Source organism: Alkalihalobacillus sp. MEB130, assembly GCF_032335535.1.
GTDB lineage: Bacteria > Bacillota > Bacilli > Bacillales > Bacillaceae_D > Halalkalibacter.
This window is the reverse complement of sequence record NZ_JAOANA010000002.1, coordinates 226,214-246,218: the sequence shown is the minus strand read 5'-3', so window position 1 is coordinate 246,218 and position 20,005 is coordinate 226,214. Positions and strand designations below refer to the sequence as shown.

Below are 20,005 nucleotides of genomic sequence, written 5' to 3'. Positions count from 1 at the left end.
GAGACAGATATTGGGTGTTAAGAGATGGGGATTGGGGCTTTTGGTCACTACTATGTTGCTTACAGGATGTGGAGAAAACCCGGCAGAATCCGTTTACCAGCACTTAGAAGCAGCAGTAGAACTAGAAATGCCTTTTGAGCAACAACAAGAACCTTTACAAAAAGCAGAATTGAGGGAAAATGAGCTTTTTGAACAAATTATATCACTTGGACTGAATGAGTTCGATCAAATTGTTGAGTTAGCAGATGAGGCAATTGCATCGATTAATGCAAGAGAATCCATGTTAGCACAAGAAAAAGAAAGCATTGAAGAAAGTTATCTAGAGTTTACTCAAATTGAAGAGAAGCGAGAGACCATTGAGGATGAAGAAATGGTAAATCTCTTGAACGAATTAGCAGAAACGATGAACAAGCGCTACGATTCTTATCAAAATTTATACGGTAGCTATGAAGAAGCCATTCAGTTAGATCAGCAATTATTTCAGATGTTACAAAAAGAGGATGTGACAATGGAATCGCTTCAGGAACAAATTAATCTTGTTAATGACATATATGAGAAAGTTAATAATCATAAAGAAAACTTTAATTCTTATACGGACGAATACAATTCCTTGAAACGCGAATTCTATGAAAAGGCTGAGCTTAACGTACAGTATGACTAGTACGTTAAGTTTTTTTTTGTTATCGATAAAAAAACGGATCTTCTGTACTAATATGGATTAGGATTATTATATAACAACTTTTTTTATCTTTTCTCTTAAAGTGTTTTATTTTTTTATTGAAATTAGATGAGCAAAAGGATTGACGTATTTTATTCAAGTGATGTAGACTTAATTTTGTGAGTTATGTTGTATCACTTCGATAGGAAATAGACTAATACAGATGATCATTCAAACATAGGAAAGACATAAAGGAACTCTCTGGTTAGTGTGACATGAGAATAGCTTGCATGATTTTTTGTTTCAAACTTCTTTCCAAAGGTTATGGATAACAAGAGTTTGGGTATCCTATGGGGGAGATTTGACAAAATACGATTTTTTTTTAATGATTCGTTATTTTTTTTATATGAAAGGAAGAGGTGAAGGTAGTGAGTACAAGAACGTTAGAACAAGTTGAAAATCAATTTGAAACTTTCCAGATCTTAAATGAAGAAGGCGAAGTTGTGAATGAAGCTGCTATGCCTGAATTAAGTGATGAGCAATTACAAGAAATGATGAGACGTATGGTTTATACCCGTATTTGGGATCAACGTGCCATCTCATTAAACCGCCAAGGTCGTCTTGGTTTCTACGCACCTGTAGCAGGACAAGAAGCTTCTATGTTAGGAAGTCAATTTGCTCTTGAAAAAGAGGATTGGATTTTACCAGGATACCGCGATATTCCTCAAATCGTGTTTCATGGTTTGCCGTTGCACCAAGCTTTCCTATGGTCGCGTGGACATTTTGCAGGAAGTCAGTTCCCTGATGGATTGAACATTTTATTCCCGCAAATTATCATTGGAGCTCAAATTATTCAAACGGCTGGGGTCGCATTAGGCCTTAAGCGTAAAAATAAAAACAATATTGCAATCACATACACAGGTGATGGTGGAGCATCTCAAGGTGACTTCTATGAAGGTATGAACTTCGCTGGTGCGTACAATGCCCCTGCGGTATTCATCGTTCAGAACAATCGTTTTGCGATCTCTGTTCCTGTTGAAAAGCAATCAGCAGCTAAAACAATTGCTCAAAAAGCGGTAGCAGCAGGTATTGAAGGTATTCAAGTAGACGGAATGGATGTTCTTGCTGTTTATGCAGCTACAAAAGATGCTCGTGATCGTGCTCTTGCAGGGGAAGGTCCTACATTAATTGAAACGATGACGTACCGTTATGGTCCACATACAATGGCTGGGGATGATCCGACTCGTTATCGTTCTTCTGATCTAGATGATGAATGGACAAAAAAAGATCCACTAGTTCGTTTCCGTAAGTTCTTAGAGAAGAAATCTCTTTGGACTGAAGAGAAGGAAAATGAAGTAGTAGAGCAAGCAAAAGAAGATATTAAAGCTGCTATGAAACAAGCGGATGCAGCACCTAAACAAAAAGTTACAGATCTTATCGGATTTATGTTCGAAGATTTACCTTACAATCTTCGCGAACAAATGGAAGAATTCACAGCAAAGGAGTCGAAGTAACCTATGGCACAAATGACTATGATTCAAGCGATTACGGATGCAATGCGTAATGAGCTTAAGAATAACGAAGATGTTCTTGTGTTCGGTGAAGACGTAGGTCAAAACGGTGGAGTGTTCCGTGCGACTGAAGGCTTACAAAAAGAGTTTGGCGAAGAGCGCGTTTTTGATACACCACTAGCAGAATCAGGGATCGGTGGTTTAGCAATCGGTCTTGGATTAACAGGCTTCCGTCCAATTATGGAAATTCAATTTTTCGGTTTCTTATTTGAAGTATTTGATTCACTTGCAGGGCAAATGAATCGTATGCGCTATCGTACGGGTGGAAAATTAACGTCACCAATTACTGTTCGTTCTCCTTTTGGTGGAGGAGTAAAGACGCCTGAGATGCACGCTGATAGTTTAGAAGGTCTTGTTGCTCAAACTCCAGGATTAAAAGTTGTTATCCCTTCAACACCTTATGATGCAAAAGGGCTTTTAATTTCTGCTATTCGTGACAATGATCCAGTTGTCTATCTTGAGCACATGAAGCTTTATCGTTCATTCCGTGGAGAAGTTCCTGAAGAAGAGTATACAATTCCACTCGGAAAAGCAGATATTAAGCGTGAAGGGAAAGATTTAACTATTGTTACATACGGAGCAATGGTACATTCTTCACTTAAAGCAGCTGAAGAATTAGAAAAAGAAGGAATTGATGTCGAAGTAATCGACCTTATGACAATCAGTCCTATTGATATTGAAACGATTATTGCTTCTGTTGAGAAGACAAATCGTGCAATTGTAGTACAAGAAGCTCAAAAACAAGCAGGGATTGCTGCAAACGTAGTAGCTGAAATTACTGAGCGCTCAATTCTTAGCTTAGAAGCTCCAGTACTTCGTGTAGCTGCACCTGATACTGTATATCCATTTGCACAAGCGGAAGACGCTTGGTTACCTGATTATAAAGGGATTGTTGAAACAGCTAAAAAAGTTATTAATTTCTAAGCAGTTAGACAACGAAAGGAAAGATATAATCTTTCCTTTTCATGTAAATTCTGTACGAGATGAATTAAAGGAGGCACTTCAAAGTGGCATATCAATTTAAATTGCCTGACATTGGTGAGGGTATTCACGAAGGTGAAATTGTAAAATGGTTCGTAAAACCAGGTGATGAAATTAAGGAAGATGACATTCTTCTTGAAGTTCAAAATGACAAAGCGGTAGTAGAGATCCCTTCTCCAGTGGATGGAAAAGTACTTGAAGTTAAAGTGGAAGAAGGAACGGTTAGTATTGTTGGAGATGTGTTACTTACTATTGATGCTGGTGATGCGAATCCTGCAGAAGAAGATAGTGCACCAGAAGCAGAAGAAACACCTGCAAAAGAAGAGGAAGTAGCTAAATCTTCAGAGCCAGCTGCTGATACAGCTAACGATGAAGCAGACAGTGATACGCGTGTTATTGCGATGCCTTCTGTACGTAAATATGCTCGTGACAACGGCGTAGCTATTCATAAAGTGAGTGGATCAGGAAAAAATGGTCGTATTGTAAAAGAAGATATTGTTGCTTACTTAAATGGTGACACTCAAGTTGAAACAACTACAGAGGCAGCTAAGGAAGCACCTGCAACACCAGCAGCTTCTCAAAAATCTGAGCCAGTTGCGATTCCTGTTGGAGAACTTGAGCACCGTGTACCATTCAAAGGTGTGCGTAAAGCTATTGCAAAAGCAATGGTCAACTCAAAGCATACGGCTCCACATGTTACGCATATGGACGAAATTGAAGTATCTGCATTAGTTGCTCACCGTAAACAATACAAAGAGATTGCTGCAGAGCAAGGTACAAAACTAACGTATTTGCCTTATGTTGTTAAAGCATTAACTGCTGCATTACGCAAGTATCCAGCACTGAATGCTTCAATTGATGATGCGAATGATGAAATTGTATACAAAAATTACTTTAACATCGGAATCGCAGCTGATACAGAGCATGGTTTATTTGTACCAGTTGTCAAAGATGCGGATCGTAAATCTATTTTTGCACTTGCTGACGAAATTAATGAGTTGGCAGTTAAGGCACGTGATGGTAAACTTAGTGGTGCAGAAATGAAGGGCGGATCTGCCACTATTTCAAATGTTGGTTCAGCTCGTGGTCTTTGGTTTACACCAGTAATTAATCATCCAGAAGTAGCCATTTTAGGTATTGGTCGTATTGAAGAGAAGCCAGTTGTAAAGAATGGCGAGATTGTAGCTGCTCCTGTACTAGCTCTTTCAATTAGTTATGATCACCGTCTTATTGATGGCGTAACAGCACAGAATGCGCTAAACCACGTTAAACGCCTATTAAACGATCCACAATTATTATTAATGGAGGGGTAAAGCATGGTTGTAGGAGATTTCGCAAATGAAGTAGACACACTTGTCATCGGTTCTGGTCCTGGTGGATATGTTGCAGCGATTCGTGCTGCACAACTAGGGCAAAAAGTAACAATTGTTGAAAAAGGAGAAATGGGTGGCGTTTGTTTAAACGTTGGTTGTATTCCTTCAAAAGCATTAATTGCTGCTGGTCACCGTTATCACAATGCAAAGCATTCTGAGGATATGGGGATTATTGCAGAACAAGTATCCATTAACTTTGAAAAAGTTCAAGAATGGAAAGCTTCTGTTGTTAAGAAATTAACAGGTGGAGTAGAAGGTCTTCTTAAAGGCAATAAAGTTGAGATTGTTCGTGGTGAAGCATATTTTGCTTCAGAAAATTCTGTTCGAATTATGGATGAAACAAGCGCGCAAACATACAATTTTAAAAATTGTATTATTGCAACAGGATCAACACCTATTGAAATTCCTGCGTTTAAATACACAGACCGTGTTATTAATTCAAGTGGAGCATTAGCTCTAAAAGAAGTACCTAAGAAAATGGTTGTTATTGGTGGAGGCTACATCGGGATTGAACTTGCTGGAGCTTATTCAAACATGGGAACAGAAATTGTTGTTCTTGAAGGCTCTAATCAAATCCTTGGTGGGTTCGAAAAACAAATGGCTAAGCTTGTTGAAAAACGTCTGAAAAAGAACGGCGTTGAATTCAAAATGGAAGCAATGGCAAAAGGTGTAGAAGAAACTGAAAACGGCGTGAAAGTAACAGCTGAAGTAAAAGGAAAAGAAGAAGTATTTGAAGCTGATTACTGCCTAGTTACGGTTGGACGTCGCCCTAATACGAGCGATATTGGACTTGAGCAAATTGGGGTTGAACTAACAGATCGTGGCGTTGTGAAGATTGACAAGCAGTGTCGTACAAGTGTTTCCAACATCTATGCTATTGGAGATATTGTAGAGGGACCACCATTAGCTCACAAAGCTTCTTATGAAGGAAAAATTGCTGCAGAAGCAATTGCTGGGGAAAAATCTGAAATTGACTACTTAGCTATTCCTGCAGTAGTATTCTCAGATCCTGAACTTGCAAGTGTAGGTTATACCGAAGCAGAAGCAAAAGAGGCTGGTTTCGATGTTGTTGCATCTAAATTCCCATTTGCAGCTAACGGACGTGCGCTTTCTCTTAATGAAACAGACGGTTTCATGAAGCTTGTCACTCGTAAAGAAGATGGTCTTGTTATCGGTGCTCAAGTGGCAGGTCCTAATGCATCTGACATGATTGCAGAGCTTGGTCTTGCGATTGAAACTGGCATGACAGCTGAGGATATTGCCTTAACGATTCATGCACATCCATCTCTTGGTGAAATTACGATGGAAGCAGCAGAAGTTGCTTTAGGTACACCAATTCATATTGTTAAGTAAGACAAAGAAACACTCCAAGTAATTTGGGGTGTTTCTATTTTTATTTAAAGTCGAAACTCCCTTGTCATTGGTCATATGACAAGGGAGTTTTGTATGTATGATTAAATGCAAGATGAGTGTTAATCATAGCTTCACTTTCAAGCCTATATACTTCAACTAAATGTCCTAATATTTCGTCTTTTGAAAGTATGCCTTCCATTCGTAAGTCTTCATGATCACCTGTTATGACGAGCATCGTTGGAAAGTGCTCTATATTAAAATATCGAATAGCATCCCTTTCATCCGCATCAATAATTAACAAAAAAGGCATCTCAGTTGGATAATGATTTTTTAACTCAAGTAAAGCATCATAATATGCTTTTTCATCTTGCATGGTTGAAGAATCTGAAAAAAGGACCGTAATGGTTTCATCATGATGCAGTTCTAAAGGATTTTCCATCGATGATACTGTAGAAAAACAAGAACCTAATAGGAAAATTGACCCGAGAATCATCAGTTCGAAATACTTGTCCATTACAAGACACATCCCTTCTCCTAAATAACAATTTTTTACTAATTGTGTTGAAGATACTTCATTTTATCACGCATTTAATTGATTAGGATATTATTTATATAAATGTAATCAAATAGAAATATTTAGGACATATAGAAAAAATGGGTGTTCAAAAAGCCTAGTTTGGACCTTTTGAACACCCTAATTTTTATAAAATCTTTATCAGCTAAAAGTAAGAATAGAGACGATCTTACCTCTATTCTTAAATATTACTATATTATTTATCCTTCTTATTTCTTAATTGAGATTTTTCTTTCTTAAAAGCTGATTTTTCTTCTTTTAACTTTTCTCTCTCTAATTTTAATTCGTATCGTTCTTGCCTTATACGCTCTTTTTCTGAAGCTAACGTCGGTTTTTCCTCTTTTAAAGATTTTAAAACAGAAAAAACCATCATTATCATTATTATTGTAAAAGGCAATGCCGCTATGATCGCTGCTGTCTGGAGTGCTCCTAAACCTTTATCGGTGGAGAGCAACACCGCAGCTGTTGCTGAAATGATAATACCCCAGACAAACTTTACTTGATTTGGCGGATTTAAATTTCCATTTGTTGTTTGCATACCTAATACGACCGTTGCAGAATCTGCCGATGTTACAAAGAAAGAAGAAATTAAGAATACAGCAATAATGGAAAGAATAAGTCCTAACGGGAACTGTTCAAGAACAGCAAACAAAGCAACTTCCATCCCCCCGGCCGTCATAGTTTCCATAATATCAGCTGTGCCCATCCTTTGCATTTGAATACCTGTACCACCGAATACAGCAAACCATAATGCTCCAAATATGGATGGAACGGCTAATACACCAATGACAAACTCTCTTATTGTACGCCCCTTTGAAACACGAGCAATGAACGTTCCGACAAATGGTGCCCACGAAATCCACCAAGCCCAGTAGAAAATGGTCCAACCTTCCACCCAAGTAGTTTCAGGATTGTAAACATCAAGTCTAAAACTCATTCCAGCAAGGTTCTGAAGATAACTACCAATTCCTTGTGTAAACACACCCATTATATAACTAGTTGGTCCAAATAAAAGGACGAATAACATTAATGTAATAGCTAAATAAACATTGGTTTTACTTAAAATACGAATTCCTTTATTGAGTCCTGTTTGTGCAGATAACATGAACAAGATAGTTACAATTAGTATGACGAGTAATTGAAGTAAAACTCCATTCATTGTTTGCAGACCTGGTATTAAATACGCCAAACCGGCTGAAATCTGGGCAGCTCCAAAACCTAATGATGTTGCCACACCAAAGATGGTCGCAAATACAACTAATACATTAATTGATGTACCTAGGGCTCCGTTAGCTCGATCTCCAATAAGGGGTTCTAACACTGCACTCATAACAGCAGGGGAGTCTTTTCTAAATCGAAAATAAGCTAGAGCTAAGGCAACTACTGAATAAATTGCCCAAGGGTGTAAACCCCAGTGGAAAAATGCATAGCGCATGGCTTCACCTGCAGCAGCTACAGAACCTGGCTCAGCTGTTGGTGGTTCGAAGAAGTGATACATGGGCTCAGCTACACCCCAAAAAACAAGTCCGATCCCCATGCCAGCTGTAAATAAGAAGGCAAACCATGTTAAATAATTATACTCGGGTTTATCATCTGGTTTCCCGAGTTTGATTTTGCCGTATGGGCTAAAAATTAAATACAAACAGAAGATTAAAAATCCGGTAGCTGCTAATAGATAAAACCAGCCAAGCTCGTTTGTTATGAAGCTTTGGATGGTTGTTGTGACCGCTTCTAAATTAGATGGTGCAATGATGCCCCATATAATAAAGGCGACCGCAATCGCAACTGAAATCGTAAAAACAGGTGTTACTTTTTTCACATTCATCAACCTTTCTCTTAAGACCAATTTCTACCGTACCATATGTTGATAGATAAGCGCAAAAGATTTACTAAGAACATTACCCTTTACCCGTTTCTTATTAAAAAAACACTAGAAGTTCACTCATAGAGAGCTTGTTTTTTGAATATATAGGTTGGATAACTTGTTTCCTCCATAGAAAACCTTCGCTCATCTGTTGTAATTTGTGCTAACTCTAAAGTCACCTCGTGTAGGGAAATTAATTCATGCGTCATTTGGTTTAGAAAAGTATCTTGTTTTGTTTGTTTAGCTCGTAGCTGTTTGATTTTCTCCATGTTTGTAAAATGTGATGTTGTGATTTGGTGATAATGATCTTCAAAAATCGCACAAAATGATTGGATGGTCTCTCTTAAAAGTTGTTTTTCATCTTTAGTGATTGGTTGATTTACACGTAAGTGACAAATCTTTCCTAAGTGAAACAAAGTCAGATGCAAATAATCAAGTTTCTTTTGTAAATAACCAAAAGACCTTCGTTCAAACTCACAAGACCGACGATATTGCCACTCATCGTGTTGAAATTGTGTTAATTGATATGCTTTTGTTAATTCTTCATGCAATTTACGATAATAATGAGTCCGATCAACTGCTTCGTCTAAGAGGTGTGACTCAAGAATAGAAGTAAATTTAGCTGCAGTTTGTTTATAAAGGCCATCTACTTTCTTTACCAATATCGGTCCAAATTTCGGTGGAAGAATAACAAAGTTAACTAATGTTGAAACAATAATACCAATTGAGGTACCAGAAATTCTAATTGAAAAATCAAAAAGGGCATGTTCTGTAGTACCTGGAATCATGGCAACAGCTGTTAATGTAGCAACAAGCGTACCTGTATCTAACTTTAATTTAGAGCAAGCGATAATGGTAAGCATGGCAACCAATGCATAGGTTAAAGCATTTTGTCCAAGGATAAAATCTGCTGCGATTGCAAACGTAGCTCCCAATGCAGCTGCAGGTAGACGGATCATCCCTTTCTTGAGAGAATCAGCAGCAGTTGGTTCCGTTGTAACAATGGCTGTTATCACAGCAAACGTAGGTGGTAAATTAATAAGGTGGCAAACAAAAGCAGTAATAAAAACAGCAACACCCGTTTTTATTACACGTCTCCCAAACCAGCTTTTCATCAGCATTAGGCGAACTCCTTACTAGTAGTGATAGTTATTAAAAAAATAAACAAAATAAGGTAAATAAGTACTACCTTTAGTATGAGAAAGAAAAAATGTTGTTATACTTCAATCTTCGACAAATATCCTTAACGTTCAAGTAAAGAGAAAGGGTGAATGAAAAATGAAACGACTCCTCTTGCTTCTTGTTTGGATTCTAGTTGCAGTAGGTTGCCATGGTGAAGATGTTCCAACTAATGTGAGCCATGAGGCAAAAGAAACGGAATTAGAAGAGAAGCAAAAAGACGAAGAAACGGGTGAAGAGATGGAGCCAATCATTGAAACTGAAGAAGAGATTGAAGAGACGGAAGTTAACGGGGTGCAGCAGCGTTATACCATTAACAAAACAAATTGGTTGGTTGAACCGATAGGAGATGCAAATGAGAAAATCGTTCTTTTAACGATTGATGATGCTCCTGAACATTATAGTGTGGCTATGGCAGAGACGTTATCTACATTAAATGCAGGAGCAATCTTTTTTGTAAATGGCCATTTTATAACCACAGAAGAGGGACAACAAAAATTAAAGAAAATCCATGATTTAGGGTTTGAAATCGGAAATCATACGATGACACATCCTAACATGAGTCAATTAACTGAATCGGAACAAAAGAAGGAAATTATACAATTAAACAATTTAATTGAAGAGATTATAGGGGAGCGACCTCGGTTTTACCGGGCTCCATTTGGTGTGAATACGGAAACATCTAATCAAGTTGTTAAAGAAGAAGGAATGCAAGCGATGAATTGGACATATGGTTATGACTGGGAGGCGGAATATCAAGAGGCTGAGGCTTTAGCGGATATCATGGTCCATAGTCCTTTTCTTACGGATGGAGCTAACCTCCTCATGCATGACCGAGAGTGGACAAAGGATGCATTAGAGAGGATTATAATAGGTTTAAGGGAAAAACAATACGAAATTGTGAATCCAAAAGAAATACGTATAGAATAATGAGGTCGGACAGCTAATGAGCATTAAGCTTTCATTAGTTGTCCTTTTTTACTTCATTTGCAACCTTGTCAACTGAAGCACAGAAAGGGTAAAATAGTCGGTATGTGACGAATTAAGCAAGAGGAAGGTTGTTATACATGAACGCAGCTAAGAAAGTTTTATCCATATTTTTTGTTTTGATTTTCGTAAGTGGTTGTCAAGGATTAATTGGTCAAGATCAAAACGAGAAGGTTTCTCAACAAGAAGGTAGTGAGTTTAAGGAGACATTGTCTATAGAAATTAAGGAAAATGAAGCAAGGTTCCAACTTGATGAGTTAATAGAGATTGTTGGTGGAAGTTATGAATATGACGAGATCCATCGTACTTTACAGTTGACAATCAATGATGATTTTTTCTATTTAATTGATGACGTACCTGTATTGGAAAGAAATGGTGAATATGTCGCTTCTGAGGATATTTATTTAATTATTGAAGAGGAAGAAGGTAAAGAGGAAATTTACTTACCAGTTGAGTTTCTGGGACAAGCTCTTGGTACAAATGTTGTTTTTGAAGATGAACGAGTCTCATTTGAATGGTTTGGTCCTACAGAAAGAGTGGGAGGTCCTCCAGAAACATTTGCGTTTGATGATTGGGATGTCGATCAGATGGTAGAGTATTTATCTTTCTTGGAAAAACCTATTAAAGGTGCTAAAGTGAGCAAGGTTCCTAGTCATCTACCTGGTGCTCCTAGAGCATATCGAAATGGATTTCATGAGGGAATTGATTGGTATGACTTTGCTAGTGGTGGGGGAATTACAACTGAGACACCTATCTATGCGATGGGTGATGGAGTTGTTGTAAGAGCCGATCATGATTTTGTGGAATACACTTCTCCTGAAGAGAGAAACAAAGATTTAGCCTTTACTGCTGAGCTACAAGACACCCCAGAATATATTTTTGATCGATTGCGTGGAAGACAAGTGTGGGTCCAGTATGAAGGAGGAGTTATGAACCGATTTGCTCACCTTCATGATATTCCTAGCGACTTACAAGTTGGCGACCGCGTAACAGCTGATACAATTATTGGATTTGTTGGAAACTCAGGCACGAGTGATGGCGTAGCGGAAAATTTTGAAGCAGGGTTACATTTGCATCAAGATTTACTCATTTATGGTGAACTTTTTTGGAAACCTTTGTCTCAAGATGAGGTATTAGAGGTGTTAGAGAGAATTTGGGAATAAGGAATTTGTCGAGAATCTACATCCTTCGACAAGCTTATTTATGGTAAGCTAAAGAAAATAGTTGGTTGATTTCATTTTGGAGGTTTCTTAATGGATAAGTCACTTTTTCTTGATGAGTTACGTCTCGAAATTGGTCTTGTGCGTGATGAAGCGCGAACTTTATCAAGTTTTTATGTTGGGATCATAAGGAAAATAGCAAAAATTATACGCGATGGTGCCGCTATTTCTATTTATGAAGCGACAAATCATCAATTTATTATGAAAGTATGCGCTGGACCATGCTACTTAAAAAGGCATATGGCATTTGGAGAAGGGATATTAAGTGATGTAGCTATTAATGGTGACCTTCTGTTTAAGGTGGAAGAGGATATGCAAAAACTCTTCATGCCCTTTTATAAACAGCATCATTTACTCGGTATCTTAGTCGTGCATCTCCCTCTAGATAGCTATCAAGTATCTGAAGATGATTTTATTTTTTTAAGAGAGGTAGGGCGTTTTATAGAGGTTCAACATGAAACTTATCCCCATACTTCGTAAGAGGCTGATTCTGTAGAATCGGTCTTTTTTTTATTTGATGACTCAGCAAATAAACAGCTAAATTCAGCAATACAATTGGAAAAGCACCACATAATCATCAGACAAAAAAATATTGTGACATACAATATAGGGGTTGACGCAATTATTAGTATGTATTATTATGTTCATAAGGAAATTAAAACCGCTTACAAAAACTTAAAATGCATAAAGGGGATGACTCAAATGGGGATTATCATTTGTCAAACGTGTAACAAGACGATCGATGTTTTTGAAGGTGAGAAAGTCACGAAGCTTTATGCAAAGGGAAATGGATGTACACATTGTAAACCAGCCGAAATAAAAAAATAATAATACAAAAGAAGAAGGACTTCCATGAAGTCCTTCTTCTTTTGTATTATTGAATAGCACGATGTTCTTTTATGACACGTAATGTTTGAAATGTTACGTCTTCTGGACCTTGAACTGGCAGGCCATTTTTTAAATTTTCTTCTATATAGGAAAGATTGTCCTCCGTTACGATTTCACCAGGTATTAAAATAGGAATTCCAGGCGGATAAACCATAACGAATTCAGCAATGATTCTTCCGGCTGATTCAGAAAAAGGGACAAATTCAGTTTCCGCATAAAAAGCGTCACGAGGCGACAGGGCCAATGTTGGAATATTTGGTACATACACCGAAGAACTTTGATTATTTTTAACAGTGGTTGCTTTGGTGGTGGATAGGTGAGTCAGTGCATTCACTAGTATATCCATTTTCTCTTGTGTATCTCCTAATGTAACAATACATAGAATGTTATATAAATCGGACATCTCAACCTCGATTGAATAGTGCTCACGTAACCATACTTCTGCTTCATGACCGCTAATTCCTAAATCCTTTACTGTAATAATTAATTTCGTAGGGTCCATATCAAAAGTTGCCTTCGTACCTAAGATTTCTTCTCCCACACAAGTAATACCAGCTAAATCATTAATACGAGCTCTTGTTGTTTCCGCAAGAGTAATGACATTTCCTATTAATTCCTCCCCTTTAGTAGCAAGTTGCTTTCTAGCAACATCGAGGGATGAAAGTAGTAAATAAGAAGTCGAAGTCGTTGTAAGCATGCTTATAATAGACTGTACACGTTTAGCTGATACTATGCCTTCTTTTACATTTAAGATGGAACTTTGTGTCATAGAACCACCTAGTTTATGAACACTGGTTGCGGCCATATCAGCACCTGCTTGCATCGCTGATATAGGCAATTGATCGTGAAAATGAATATGAACTCCATGTGCCTCGTCCACAAGAACAGGAACGTCATAAGAGTGTGCAATTTCAACAATCTTTCTCAGGTTGCCTGAGATCCCGAAATAAGTAGGGTTAATAACGAGAAGTCCTTTTGCATCAGGATGAGAGTTCAACGCTTTTTCAACGGAATCGGTAGTGATCCCATGTGAAATTCCAAGCTCTGGATCAATTTCTGGATGAATAAAAATAGGTGTAGCGCCAGAAAAAATTATGGCAGACATAATAGATTTATGAACATTTCTAGGAACGATAATTTTATCCCCAGGTCCACATACAGACATGATCATCGTCATGATGGCCCCACTTGTCCCTTGAACAGAAAAAAATGTATGGTCAGCTCCAAAGGCTTCAGCTGCCAACTCTTGTGCTTCTTTAATAATGCCATGTGGATGATGAAGATCGTCCAATGGCTCTATATTTATTAAGTCAATTGAAAGAGCATTTTCCCCAATGAATTGACTAAATTCAGGGTCCATTCCCTTTCCTTGTTTGTGTCCTGGAATATGAAATTGAATGGGTTGTTTTTCGGCGTGTTTTCGAACACCAGTGAACAACGGAGTAAGATGTTGTCGTGACAACAGGTTCACCTCATTTTTCTTTGAACTAAGTTACTAGTAAAACAAATTAGAGTATATCAAAAAAGTAGGGGAATGCAAAGAATCAATATAGCGGTGGAACAATGAAATTTGACAATGTTTCATTGAATCACCAAAATGAAGGAGGTTGTTCCAAGAAAAGATCGTTTTGTCAGGAGGCATAATAATGGAGTCAAAGTTACCGATTTCGCTAGATTGGTCAAAAGAAGAAGTGATAGCAGTTATTCAGTTTTTTGAAATGGTTGAAAAAGCCTATAAAAATGGAGTGGAAAGAGAGAAATTACTAGCTAATTATCGGACGTTTAAGAACATAGTTCCTAGTAAAAGCGAAGAAAAGCAATTGTTTAAGCAGTATGATGAGGAATTGGGGATATCTAGTTATCACGTTATTAAAAAAGCTCGAGAAGGGACAGAAGAAGTGATAAAAATGAAAAAGAAGTAGAGTTATGTTTAATACAATGGCAGGGACCTGAAAAAGGAGTGTATCCTCTTTTTCAGGTCCCTTGTATTATGATTATTGAGCAGCCATAGCTAGTTTGTAGATAGGAAGCAATTGTTCGTACGTTTCCTTCGTATATTTCAATAGGGCTTGTCCATCTTTTACGACTGATTGATCAGGATGAAGGTGTCTTCCTACGAGAAACTCAGCCTTTTTTACATCACGTAACCGCTCTAAGTCTGCAATAAGGTCACTTTCATTTTTATCAGCTAACGGAGTAGCAGCTTTTTTCATATGATCTAATGAAATAACATAATCATCGGGTAAATCCATAATTACATTACTATTTGTCATGAGACTTTCCGCAATGGCTTGTTTATTCGGTGCTTCATATATAAGAGCAAACCAAATAAATAAATGATCATCAAATAATCCGAGTTGGAAATGTGGATGTTTCTTGTATCCTCGCTTGTCGTGCCCAATAGCCAACCATGTATCATTTGGGGGATTAACCTTTCTCCTAGCATGCTTAGCAATATGAAGATACATTTCATTGCCGAGAAGAACAGCAAGCTCTTCCGTTAAAATATCCCCAAAAGCTTTAAACTTTGGTTGGATTTCTGTTTGAATAGCATCCATACGTGCTTCAAGCCCGTCAATGTGAAAAATGTCAAAATCTGCTTGAGAAAAACCTTTTACAGTCATTATTTAGCCCTCACTTTATCATTTATAGATGTATTTTATCACATCTTACCAAAATATCTCGAATGATATGCAACCTAGACCTAGTACAAAAAACACAAGAATATTCCTAGTTTATTTCTTTTTTATTGATTTAGTAAATGGCATTTTCAACTTGCATGAGGTGTGCTATAATAAAATTAATTTAAATAACAGAAAATTTAGTCTTTAATAAACAAGTTAGTATTTTTACTTACAAAAAGGGGAGTGAAGCTATATGGAACAAGTTGTGCAAGCTTTTATTCGTGAAGATGGTGAAATGAGAATACCGGTGTTACGTCTTGAAATTGATTATGAGCTAGCCACTCTACATGATGCTTTACTCGATGAGGATCTGCTAACGATAAAACAGACTAAGCAAAGGTTAGAACAGCTTCGGCAAGAACTAATTTTATTAGAAGTATAAGAGTGTTTGAGTGACTCGAGTGAAATGAGTCACTCTCTTTTTATTTGGCTGTTATCGTCTAAAGATTGTTGCTATGAAGTATAATGTATGCGAAAACAGTCTTCATCTAAATCGGTAGGACTCATAATTTTTCTATTTGGAAAATGTATGTCATAATGGAAATTGGATAAATGAAGTTCCATTTTTAGGAGGTCATGTAGATGTCAATCGACTGGTTAGAGCTTGAAAAAACGGCAAGAGCATGGACGTATGAAGCGGCTGGTTTGATCAAAGATTCACTTTCTAATCCCATTCATATTGAAGCCAAGTCTAATCCGGATGATTTAGTTACAGAGGTTGATCGAGCCATAGAGTCTTTTTTCTATCATAAAATACAAGAAACCTTTCCTGAACATCACTTTTTAGGTGAAGAAGGAGTGGCTGAAGAATTAGATTCGTTGAATGGGACGGTTTGGATTATTGATCCAATTGACGGCACGATGAATTTTGTTCATCAGAAATATAATTTTTCCATTTCTGTTGCAGTCTATCATGATGGAAAAGGAATGATTGGTCTCGTTTATGATGTAATGAACGACGAATTATTTCATGCTATTCGTGGTCGTGGAGCTTATTTGAATAGTGACGAATTAGTTCCAGTTAAAGAACGACCTCTACATGAGTCCATTATAGGTCTTAATGCAAAATGGTTAGTCCAAGAAAAAAATCCGTATCGTAATCCATTGAGAGCACTCGTTCGAGATGTTCGTAGTATCCGTTCTTACGGATCAGCTGCACTCGAGATTGCCTATGTTGCTGCTGATCGACTAGATGGGTACATCAGTGTAAATCTTTCTCCATGGGACTATGCTGCAGGAATTGTATTGTTAGAGGAAGTTGGTTGTAAAGCGTCTACATTTAGGGGAGAACATTTAGATTACTTGAAAAAAAGCACTGTCATTGTTGGAAAACCTAGGTTACATAAAGAAATGGTTTCATCTTATGTCGGAGAGGAGTTATAAGAATGACTAAAGTGGGTTTTATTGGATTAGGTACAATGGGGTTGCCTATGACAAAACATCTGATCGATGCAGGGTACACAACATTTGTAGTAGGTCGAAGTCGAGGTCCTGTTGAAAAAGCAGTGGCTTATGGTGCAACAGAAGCGGCGTCTCCAAAAGAATTAATGGAGAAAGTGGATATTGTTATGACATGCTTGCCAGTTCCACAATCGATTATGGATGTGTATGAAGGTGAAAATGGATTAATCGCTGGTGCAAGCGATGGAAAGATCGTCATTGATCATTCAACTGTCGATCGCACAACAAATGAACATGTTGCCCGATTGCTACAAGAAAAGGGAGCGTTATTTTTAGATGCTCCTGTAAGTGGTGGACCGATGGGTGCGACAGCGGGAACATTAACAATCATGTGTGGTGGGTTAGAACAAACTTTTGAGAAGGCGCTACCATTCATGAAAGCTTTTGGAGAGTATATTGTTCATGTTGGACCTACCGGTAGTGGGACAGTTGTGAAGCTGTTGAATAACATGTTAATTGGTGTCCATCAATCAGCGTTAGCAGAGTGTTACATAATGGCAGAAAAAGCAGGAGTAGACCCAGCAATTGCTTATGATTTAATCAAGAGAAGCGCAGGGTTTTCAAAAAGTATGGATTGGTCAGTTGATGCAATACTGGACCGGAAATTTGACCCGCGTTTTTCTATCAATCTCTTACATAAAGACATTAAGCTTGCTCTGCAATTAGCTGAAGAAGTAAACATGCCCCTTGAGCTAATTAAGCTAGGAGAACAAAAAGTAGCAGAAGCAAAAGAAAAATATGGAGATCAAGACGTTTGTGCAATTGTACGACCCTTAGAAGAAAAAACAGGTACAATTCTTAAAAGAAGAATCAAAAAGGGAAACTAAAAAAACAGGTACCGGGAGAAAGTGATATCCTGGTACCTGTTTTGGTATGAAGCTTCTGTTTTTCATGGTTATTAAATGTTATTGCATTTCACTCGACTCTCGTACCTTTTTGCGTAACGTAAATCCTAATCCTGTGGCAATAAATACTCCGGCAATTGCAAGAACTGCAATGAGAATGCTTCTTTCAGCAACAGCGACTCCAATGCTCATTATGCAAATAACAGTAATGGCAGAAAGCAATAAAAACAATATATTTTCTTTCTTCATTCGCAAGTTCCCCCTCAAAAAGAACATCTTAGTATCCTAAGTGTAACTCGAATTCAAAAAAAGCAAAACCCCAACATTGTGACAAATACGTTAAACATGATACAGATAGTAATAATGTTATTGTTTATCTAAATTATTTACGTTCATAATAATAAAAAAACATTTTATAAAGAAAGTCGTGCAACGTATTTGTCGATTAATGTTTCTTTAATTTGAAATTATGATATACTTGTACAGTTAATGAACCAATAAGGAGAGAAAAAAATGACAATTCGTAACGATATACGTAACATCGCAATTATTGCTCACGTTGACCACGGAAAAACAACGTTAGTTGACCAACTATTAAAACAATCAGGTACTTTCCGTGAAAATGAGCAAGTGGATGAACGCGCGATGGACTCCAATGCACTTGAGAAAGAACGCGGAATTACTATTCTTGCTAAAAATACAGCAATTAATTATAACGATAAGCGTATTAACATTATGGATACACCTGGACACGCTGATTTTGGTGGAGAAGTAGAACGTATCATGAAAATGGTAGACGGAGTTCTACTAGTTGTTGATGCTTATGAAGGCTGTATGCCACAAACTCGTTTTGTCTTAAAGAAAGCATTGGAGCAAAATCTTACTCCGATTGTTGTTGTAAATAAAATTGACCGTGACTTTGCTCGCCCGGCAGAAGTGGTGGATGAAGTTATTGATTTATTTATTGATCTAGGTGCTAATGAGGATCAATTAGAGTTTCCAGTTGTTTATGCTTCAGCGATAAACGGAACAGCAAGTATGGATTCAGATAAGCAAGATGAAAACATGTCTGCTTTGTTTGATACCATTATTGAAACAATTCCTGCTCCAATTGATAATAGCGATGAGCCTTTACAGTTCCAGGTAACGATGCTTGATTACAACGATTATGTAGGTCGTATTGGTATTGGTCGTGTTTTTAGAGGAACGATTAAAGTTGGTCAACAAGTTGCCTTAATGAAGCTTGATGGGTCTGTTAAGCAATATCGTGTAACAAAGATGTTTGGATTTTTAGGTTTAAAGCGAACAGAAATTCAAGAAGCAAAAGCTGGCGATTTAATTGCGGTTTCTGGAATGGAAGAGATCAACGTAGGAGAAACCGTTTGTCCGGTTGAGCACCAAGAAGCTCTTCCAATTTTACGTATAGATGAGCCAACTCTTCAAATGACATTCCTTGTTAACAATAGTCCATTTGCTGGTCGTGAAGGGAAATTTGTTACAAGTCGTAAGCTTGAAGAGCGCTTAAAATCTGAACTTGAAACAGATGTGAGTCTTCGAGTAGATAATACAGAATCTCCAGATGTATGGGTCGTTTCTGGTCGTGGTGAACTTCACCTTTCGATTCTTATTGAAAACATGCGTCGTGAAGGGTACGAACTACAAGTATCTAAACCAGAAGTTATCATCCGTGAAATTGATGGCGTGAAGTCAGAGCCAATGGAACGAGTTCAAATTGACGTTCCAGAAGAGTACACGGGTTCTGTTATGGAATCAATTGGAGAGCGTAAAGGTGAAATGCTTAATATGACGAATAACGGAAGTGGACAAGTTCGTCTTGAGTTTTTAGTACCTGCACGTGGTTTAATTGGATATACAACAGAATTCCTTTCACAAACAAGAGGTTATGGAATTATTAACCACTCGTTTGACAGTTATGCACCACTTACTCCGGGACAAGTTGGTGGACGTCGTCAAGGAGTTCTTGTATCTATGGAAACAGGGAAAACTAGTCAATACGGTATCATGCAAGTAGAAGACCGAGGAACGATTTTCGTTGAACCAGGAGCGGAAATTTACGAAGGACAAATCGTTGGGGAGCATACTCGCGATAATGACCTTGCTGTTAACATTACAAAAATGAAACAGCAGACAAATATTCGTTCTGCTAATAAAGATAATACAGTGACGATGAAGAAACCTCGTATTATGAGTTTAGAAGAAGCGCTTGAATATTTAAACGAAGACGAGTATTGCGAACTTACACCAGAATCCATTCGTCTGCGCAAGAAAATTCTTGTGAAATCTGAGCGTGAGCGTGAAGAAAAACGTAGAAAGCTTGCAGCGAAGTAAAGTTTTAAAAAGTTGGTG

20 protein-coding genes are annotated in these 20,005 nt (G+C 37.6%); 14 read left to right on the top strand and 6 right to left on the bottom strand.

What is annotated here, in order from left to right; translation table 11 throughout:
* Positions 1-10 precede the first annotated feature (10 nt).
* From N0O92_RS03040 to lpdA, 5 genes are all read left to right on the top strand, one after another.
* Positions 11-661 carry a YkyA family protein gene (locus N0O92_RS03040; RefSeq protein WP_315613128.1) on the top strand — a complete coding sequence of 217 codons (651 nt, stop codon included), beginning with the start codon at positions 11-13 and terminating at the stop codon, positions 659-661.
* Positions 662-1,086: 425 nt separating this feature from the next.
* A complete protein-coding gene (pdhA, locus tag N0O92_RS03035) occupies positions 1,087-2,172 on the top strand; it encodes a pyruvate dehydrogenase (acetyl-transferring) E1 component subunit alpha (RefSeq protein ID WP_315613127.1) in 1,086 nt (361 codons plus the stop codon).
* 3 nt (positions 2,173-2,175) lie between these two features.
* Entirely contained in the window at positions 2,176-3,153 is a 978-nt protein-coding gene (locus tag N0O92_RS03030; RefSeq protein WP_315613126.1) for an alpha-ketoacid dehydrogenase subunit beta, read from the top strand.
* A gap of 83 nt (positions 3,154-3,236) precedes the next feature.
* Positions 3,237-4,523 (top strand): dihydrolipoamide acetyltransferase family protein, encoded by a 1,287-nt coding sequence (locus N0O92_RS03025; RefSeq protein ID WP_315613125.1) that lies wholly within the window; start codon positions 3,237-3,239, stop codon positions 4,521-4,523.
* A gap of 3 nt (positions 4,524-4,526) precedes the next feature.
* Positions 4,527-5,936 (top strand): dihydrolipoyl dehydrogenase, encoded by a 1,410-nt coding sequence (gene lpdA / locus N0O92_RS03020; protein WP_315613124.1) that lies wholly within the window; start codon positions 4,527-4,529, stop codon positions 5,934-5,936.
* 64 nt (positions 5,937-6,000) lie between these two features.
* Here the strand turns inward: lpdA and N0O92_RS03015 are convergent, their stop codons facing one another.
* The 3 genes from N0O92_RS03015 to N0O92_RS03005 form a co-directional block, all read right to left on the bottom strand.
* Positions 6,001-6,450, bottom strand: a complete 450-nt coding sequence (locus N0O92_RS03015; protein ID WP_315613123.1) for a hypothetical protein — start codon at positions 6,448-6,450, stop codon at positions 6,001-6,003.
* 256 nt (positions 6,451-6,706) lie between these two features.
* Positions 6,707-8,329 (bottom strand): glycine betaine uptake BCCT transporter, encoded by a 1,623-nt coding sequence (locus N0O92_RS03010; protein WP_315613247.1) that lies wholly within the window; start codon positions 8,327-8,329, stop codon positions 6,707-6,709.
* A 119-nt stretch (positions 8,330-8,448) separates the two neighbouring features.
* On the bottom strand, positions 8,449-9,495 hold the full coding sequence (locus N0O92_RS03005; protein WP_315613122.1) for an FUSC family protein: 1,047 nt from the start codon (positions 9,493-9,495) through the stop codon (positions 8,449-8,451).
* Between the two features lie 157 nt (positions 9,496-9,652).
* On the opposite strand from N0O92_RS03005, the gene N0O92_RS03000 reads away from it, so the two are divergent.
* The 4 genes from N0O92_RS03000 to N0O92_RS02985 all read left to right on the top strand — a co-directional run bounded on the left by N0O92_RS03000 (position 9,653) and on the right by N0O92_RS02985 (position 12,588).
* A complete protein-coding gene (locus N0O92_RS03000) occupies positions 9,653-10,483 on the top strand; it encodes a polysaccharide deacetylase family protein (RefSeq protein ID WP_315613121.1) in 831 nt (276 codons plus the stop codon).
* Positions 10,484-10,620: 137 nt separating this feature from the next.
* Positions 10,621-11,703, top strand: a complete 1,083-nt coding sequence (locus N0O92_RS02995) for a M23 family metallopeptidase (protein ID WP_315613120.1) — start codon at positions 10,621-10,623, stop codon at positions 11,701-11,703.
* 90 nt (positions 11,704-11,793) lie between these two features.
* Positions 11,794-12,240, top strand: coding sequence for a hypothetical protein (locus N0O92_RS02990; protein ID WP_315613119.1), 447 nt, complete (start codon positions 11,794-11,796; stop codon positions 12,238-12,240).
* Between the two features lie 222 nt (positions 12,241-12,462).
* Positions 12,463-12,588 (top strand): GapA-binding peptide SR1P, encoded by a 126-nt coding sequence (locus N0O92_RS02985; RefSeq protein ID WP_315613118.1) that lies wholly within the window; start codon positions 12,463-12,465, stop codon positions 12,586-12,588.
* Positions 12,589-12,634: 46 nt separating this feature from the next.
* On the opposite strand, the gene N0O92_RS02980 is transcribed toward N0O92_RS02985, so the two are convergent.
* Positions 12,635-14,110: an aminotransferase class I/II-fold pyridoxal phosphate-dependent enzyme gene (locus N0O92_RS02980; RefSeq protein ID WP_315613117.1), complete on the bottom strand. Its 1,476-nt coding sequence runs from the start codon at positions 14,108-14,110 to the stop codon at positions 12,635-12,637.
* 184 nt (positions 14,111-14,294) lie between these two features.
* On the opposite strand from N0O92_RS02980, the gene N0O92_RS02975 reads away from it, so the two are divergent.
* Positions 14,295-14,570 (top strand): UPF0223 family protein, encoded by a 276-nt coding sequence (locus tag N0O92_RS02975; protein WP_315613116.1) that lies wholly within the window; start codon positions 14,295-14,297, stop codon positions 14,568-14,570.
* A gap of 72 nt (positions 14,571-14,642) precedes the next feature.
* Here the strand turns inward: N0O92_RS02975 and N0O92_RS02970 are convergent, their stop codons facing one another.
* Positions 14,643-15,272 carry a YktB family protein gene (locus N0O92_RS02970; protein WP_315613115.1) on the bottom strand — a complete coding sequence of 210 codons (630 nt, stop codon included), beginning with the start codon at positions 15,270-15,272 and terminating at the stop codon, positions 14,643-14,645.
* 253 nt (positions 15,273-15,525) lie between these two features.
* Here N0O92_RS02970 and N0O92_RS02965 point away from each other — a divergent pair, with 253 nt between their 5' ends.
* The 3 genes from N0O92_RS02965 (at position 15,526) to N0O92_RS02955 (ending at position 17,620) form a co-directional block, all read left to right on the top strand.
* Positions 15,526-15,714, top strand: coding sequence for a hypothetical protein (locus tag N0O92_RS02965; RefSeq protein ID WP_250095239.1), 189 nt, complete (start codon positions 15,526-15,528; stop codon positions 15,712-15,714).
* A gap of 200 nt (positions 15,715-15,914) precedes the next feature.
* Positions 15,915-16,715 (top strand): inositol monophosphatase family protein, encoded by an 801-nt coding sequence (locus N0O92_RS02960; protein WP_315613114.1) that lies wholly within the window; start codon positions 15,915-15,917, stop codon positions 16,713-16,715.
* Between the two features lie 2 nt (positions 16,716-16,717).
* A complete protein-coding gene (locus N0O92_RS02955; RefSeq protein WP_315613113.1) occupies positions 16,718-17,620 on the top strand; it encodes an NAD(P)-dependent oxidoreductase in 903 nt (300 codons plus the stop codon).
* Positions 17,621-17,698: 78 nt separating this feature from the next.
* Here N0O92_RS02955 and N0O92_RS02950 read toward each other — a convergent pair whose 3' ends face one another.
* Positions 17,699-17,887 (bottom strand): DUF5325 family protein, encoded by a 189-nt coding sequence (locus tag N0O92_RS02950; RefSeq protein WP_315613112.1) that lies wholly within the window; start codon positions 17,885-17,887, stop codon positions 17,699-17,701.
* Between the two features lie 264 nt (positions 17,888-18,151).
* Between N0O92_RS02950 and typA the strand changes: the two genes are divergently transcribed.
* On the top strand, positions 18,152-19,987 hold the full coding sequence (gene typA, locus N0O92_RS02945; RefSeq protein ID WP_315613111.1) for a translational GTPase TypA: 1,836 nt from the start codon (positions 18,152-18,154) through the stop codon (positions 19,985-19,987).
* Positions 19,988-20,005: the final 18 nt, after the last annotated feature.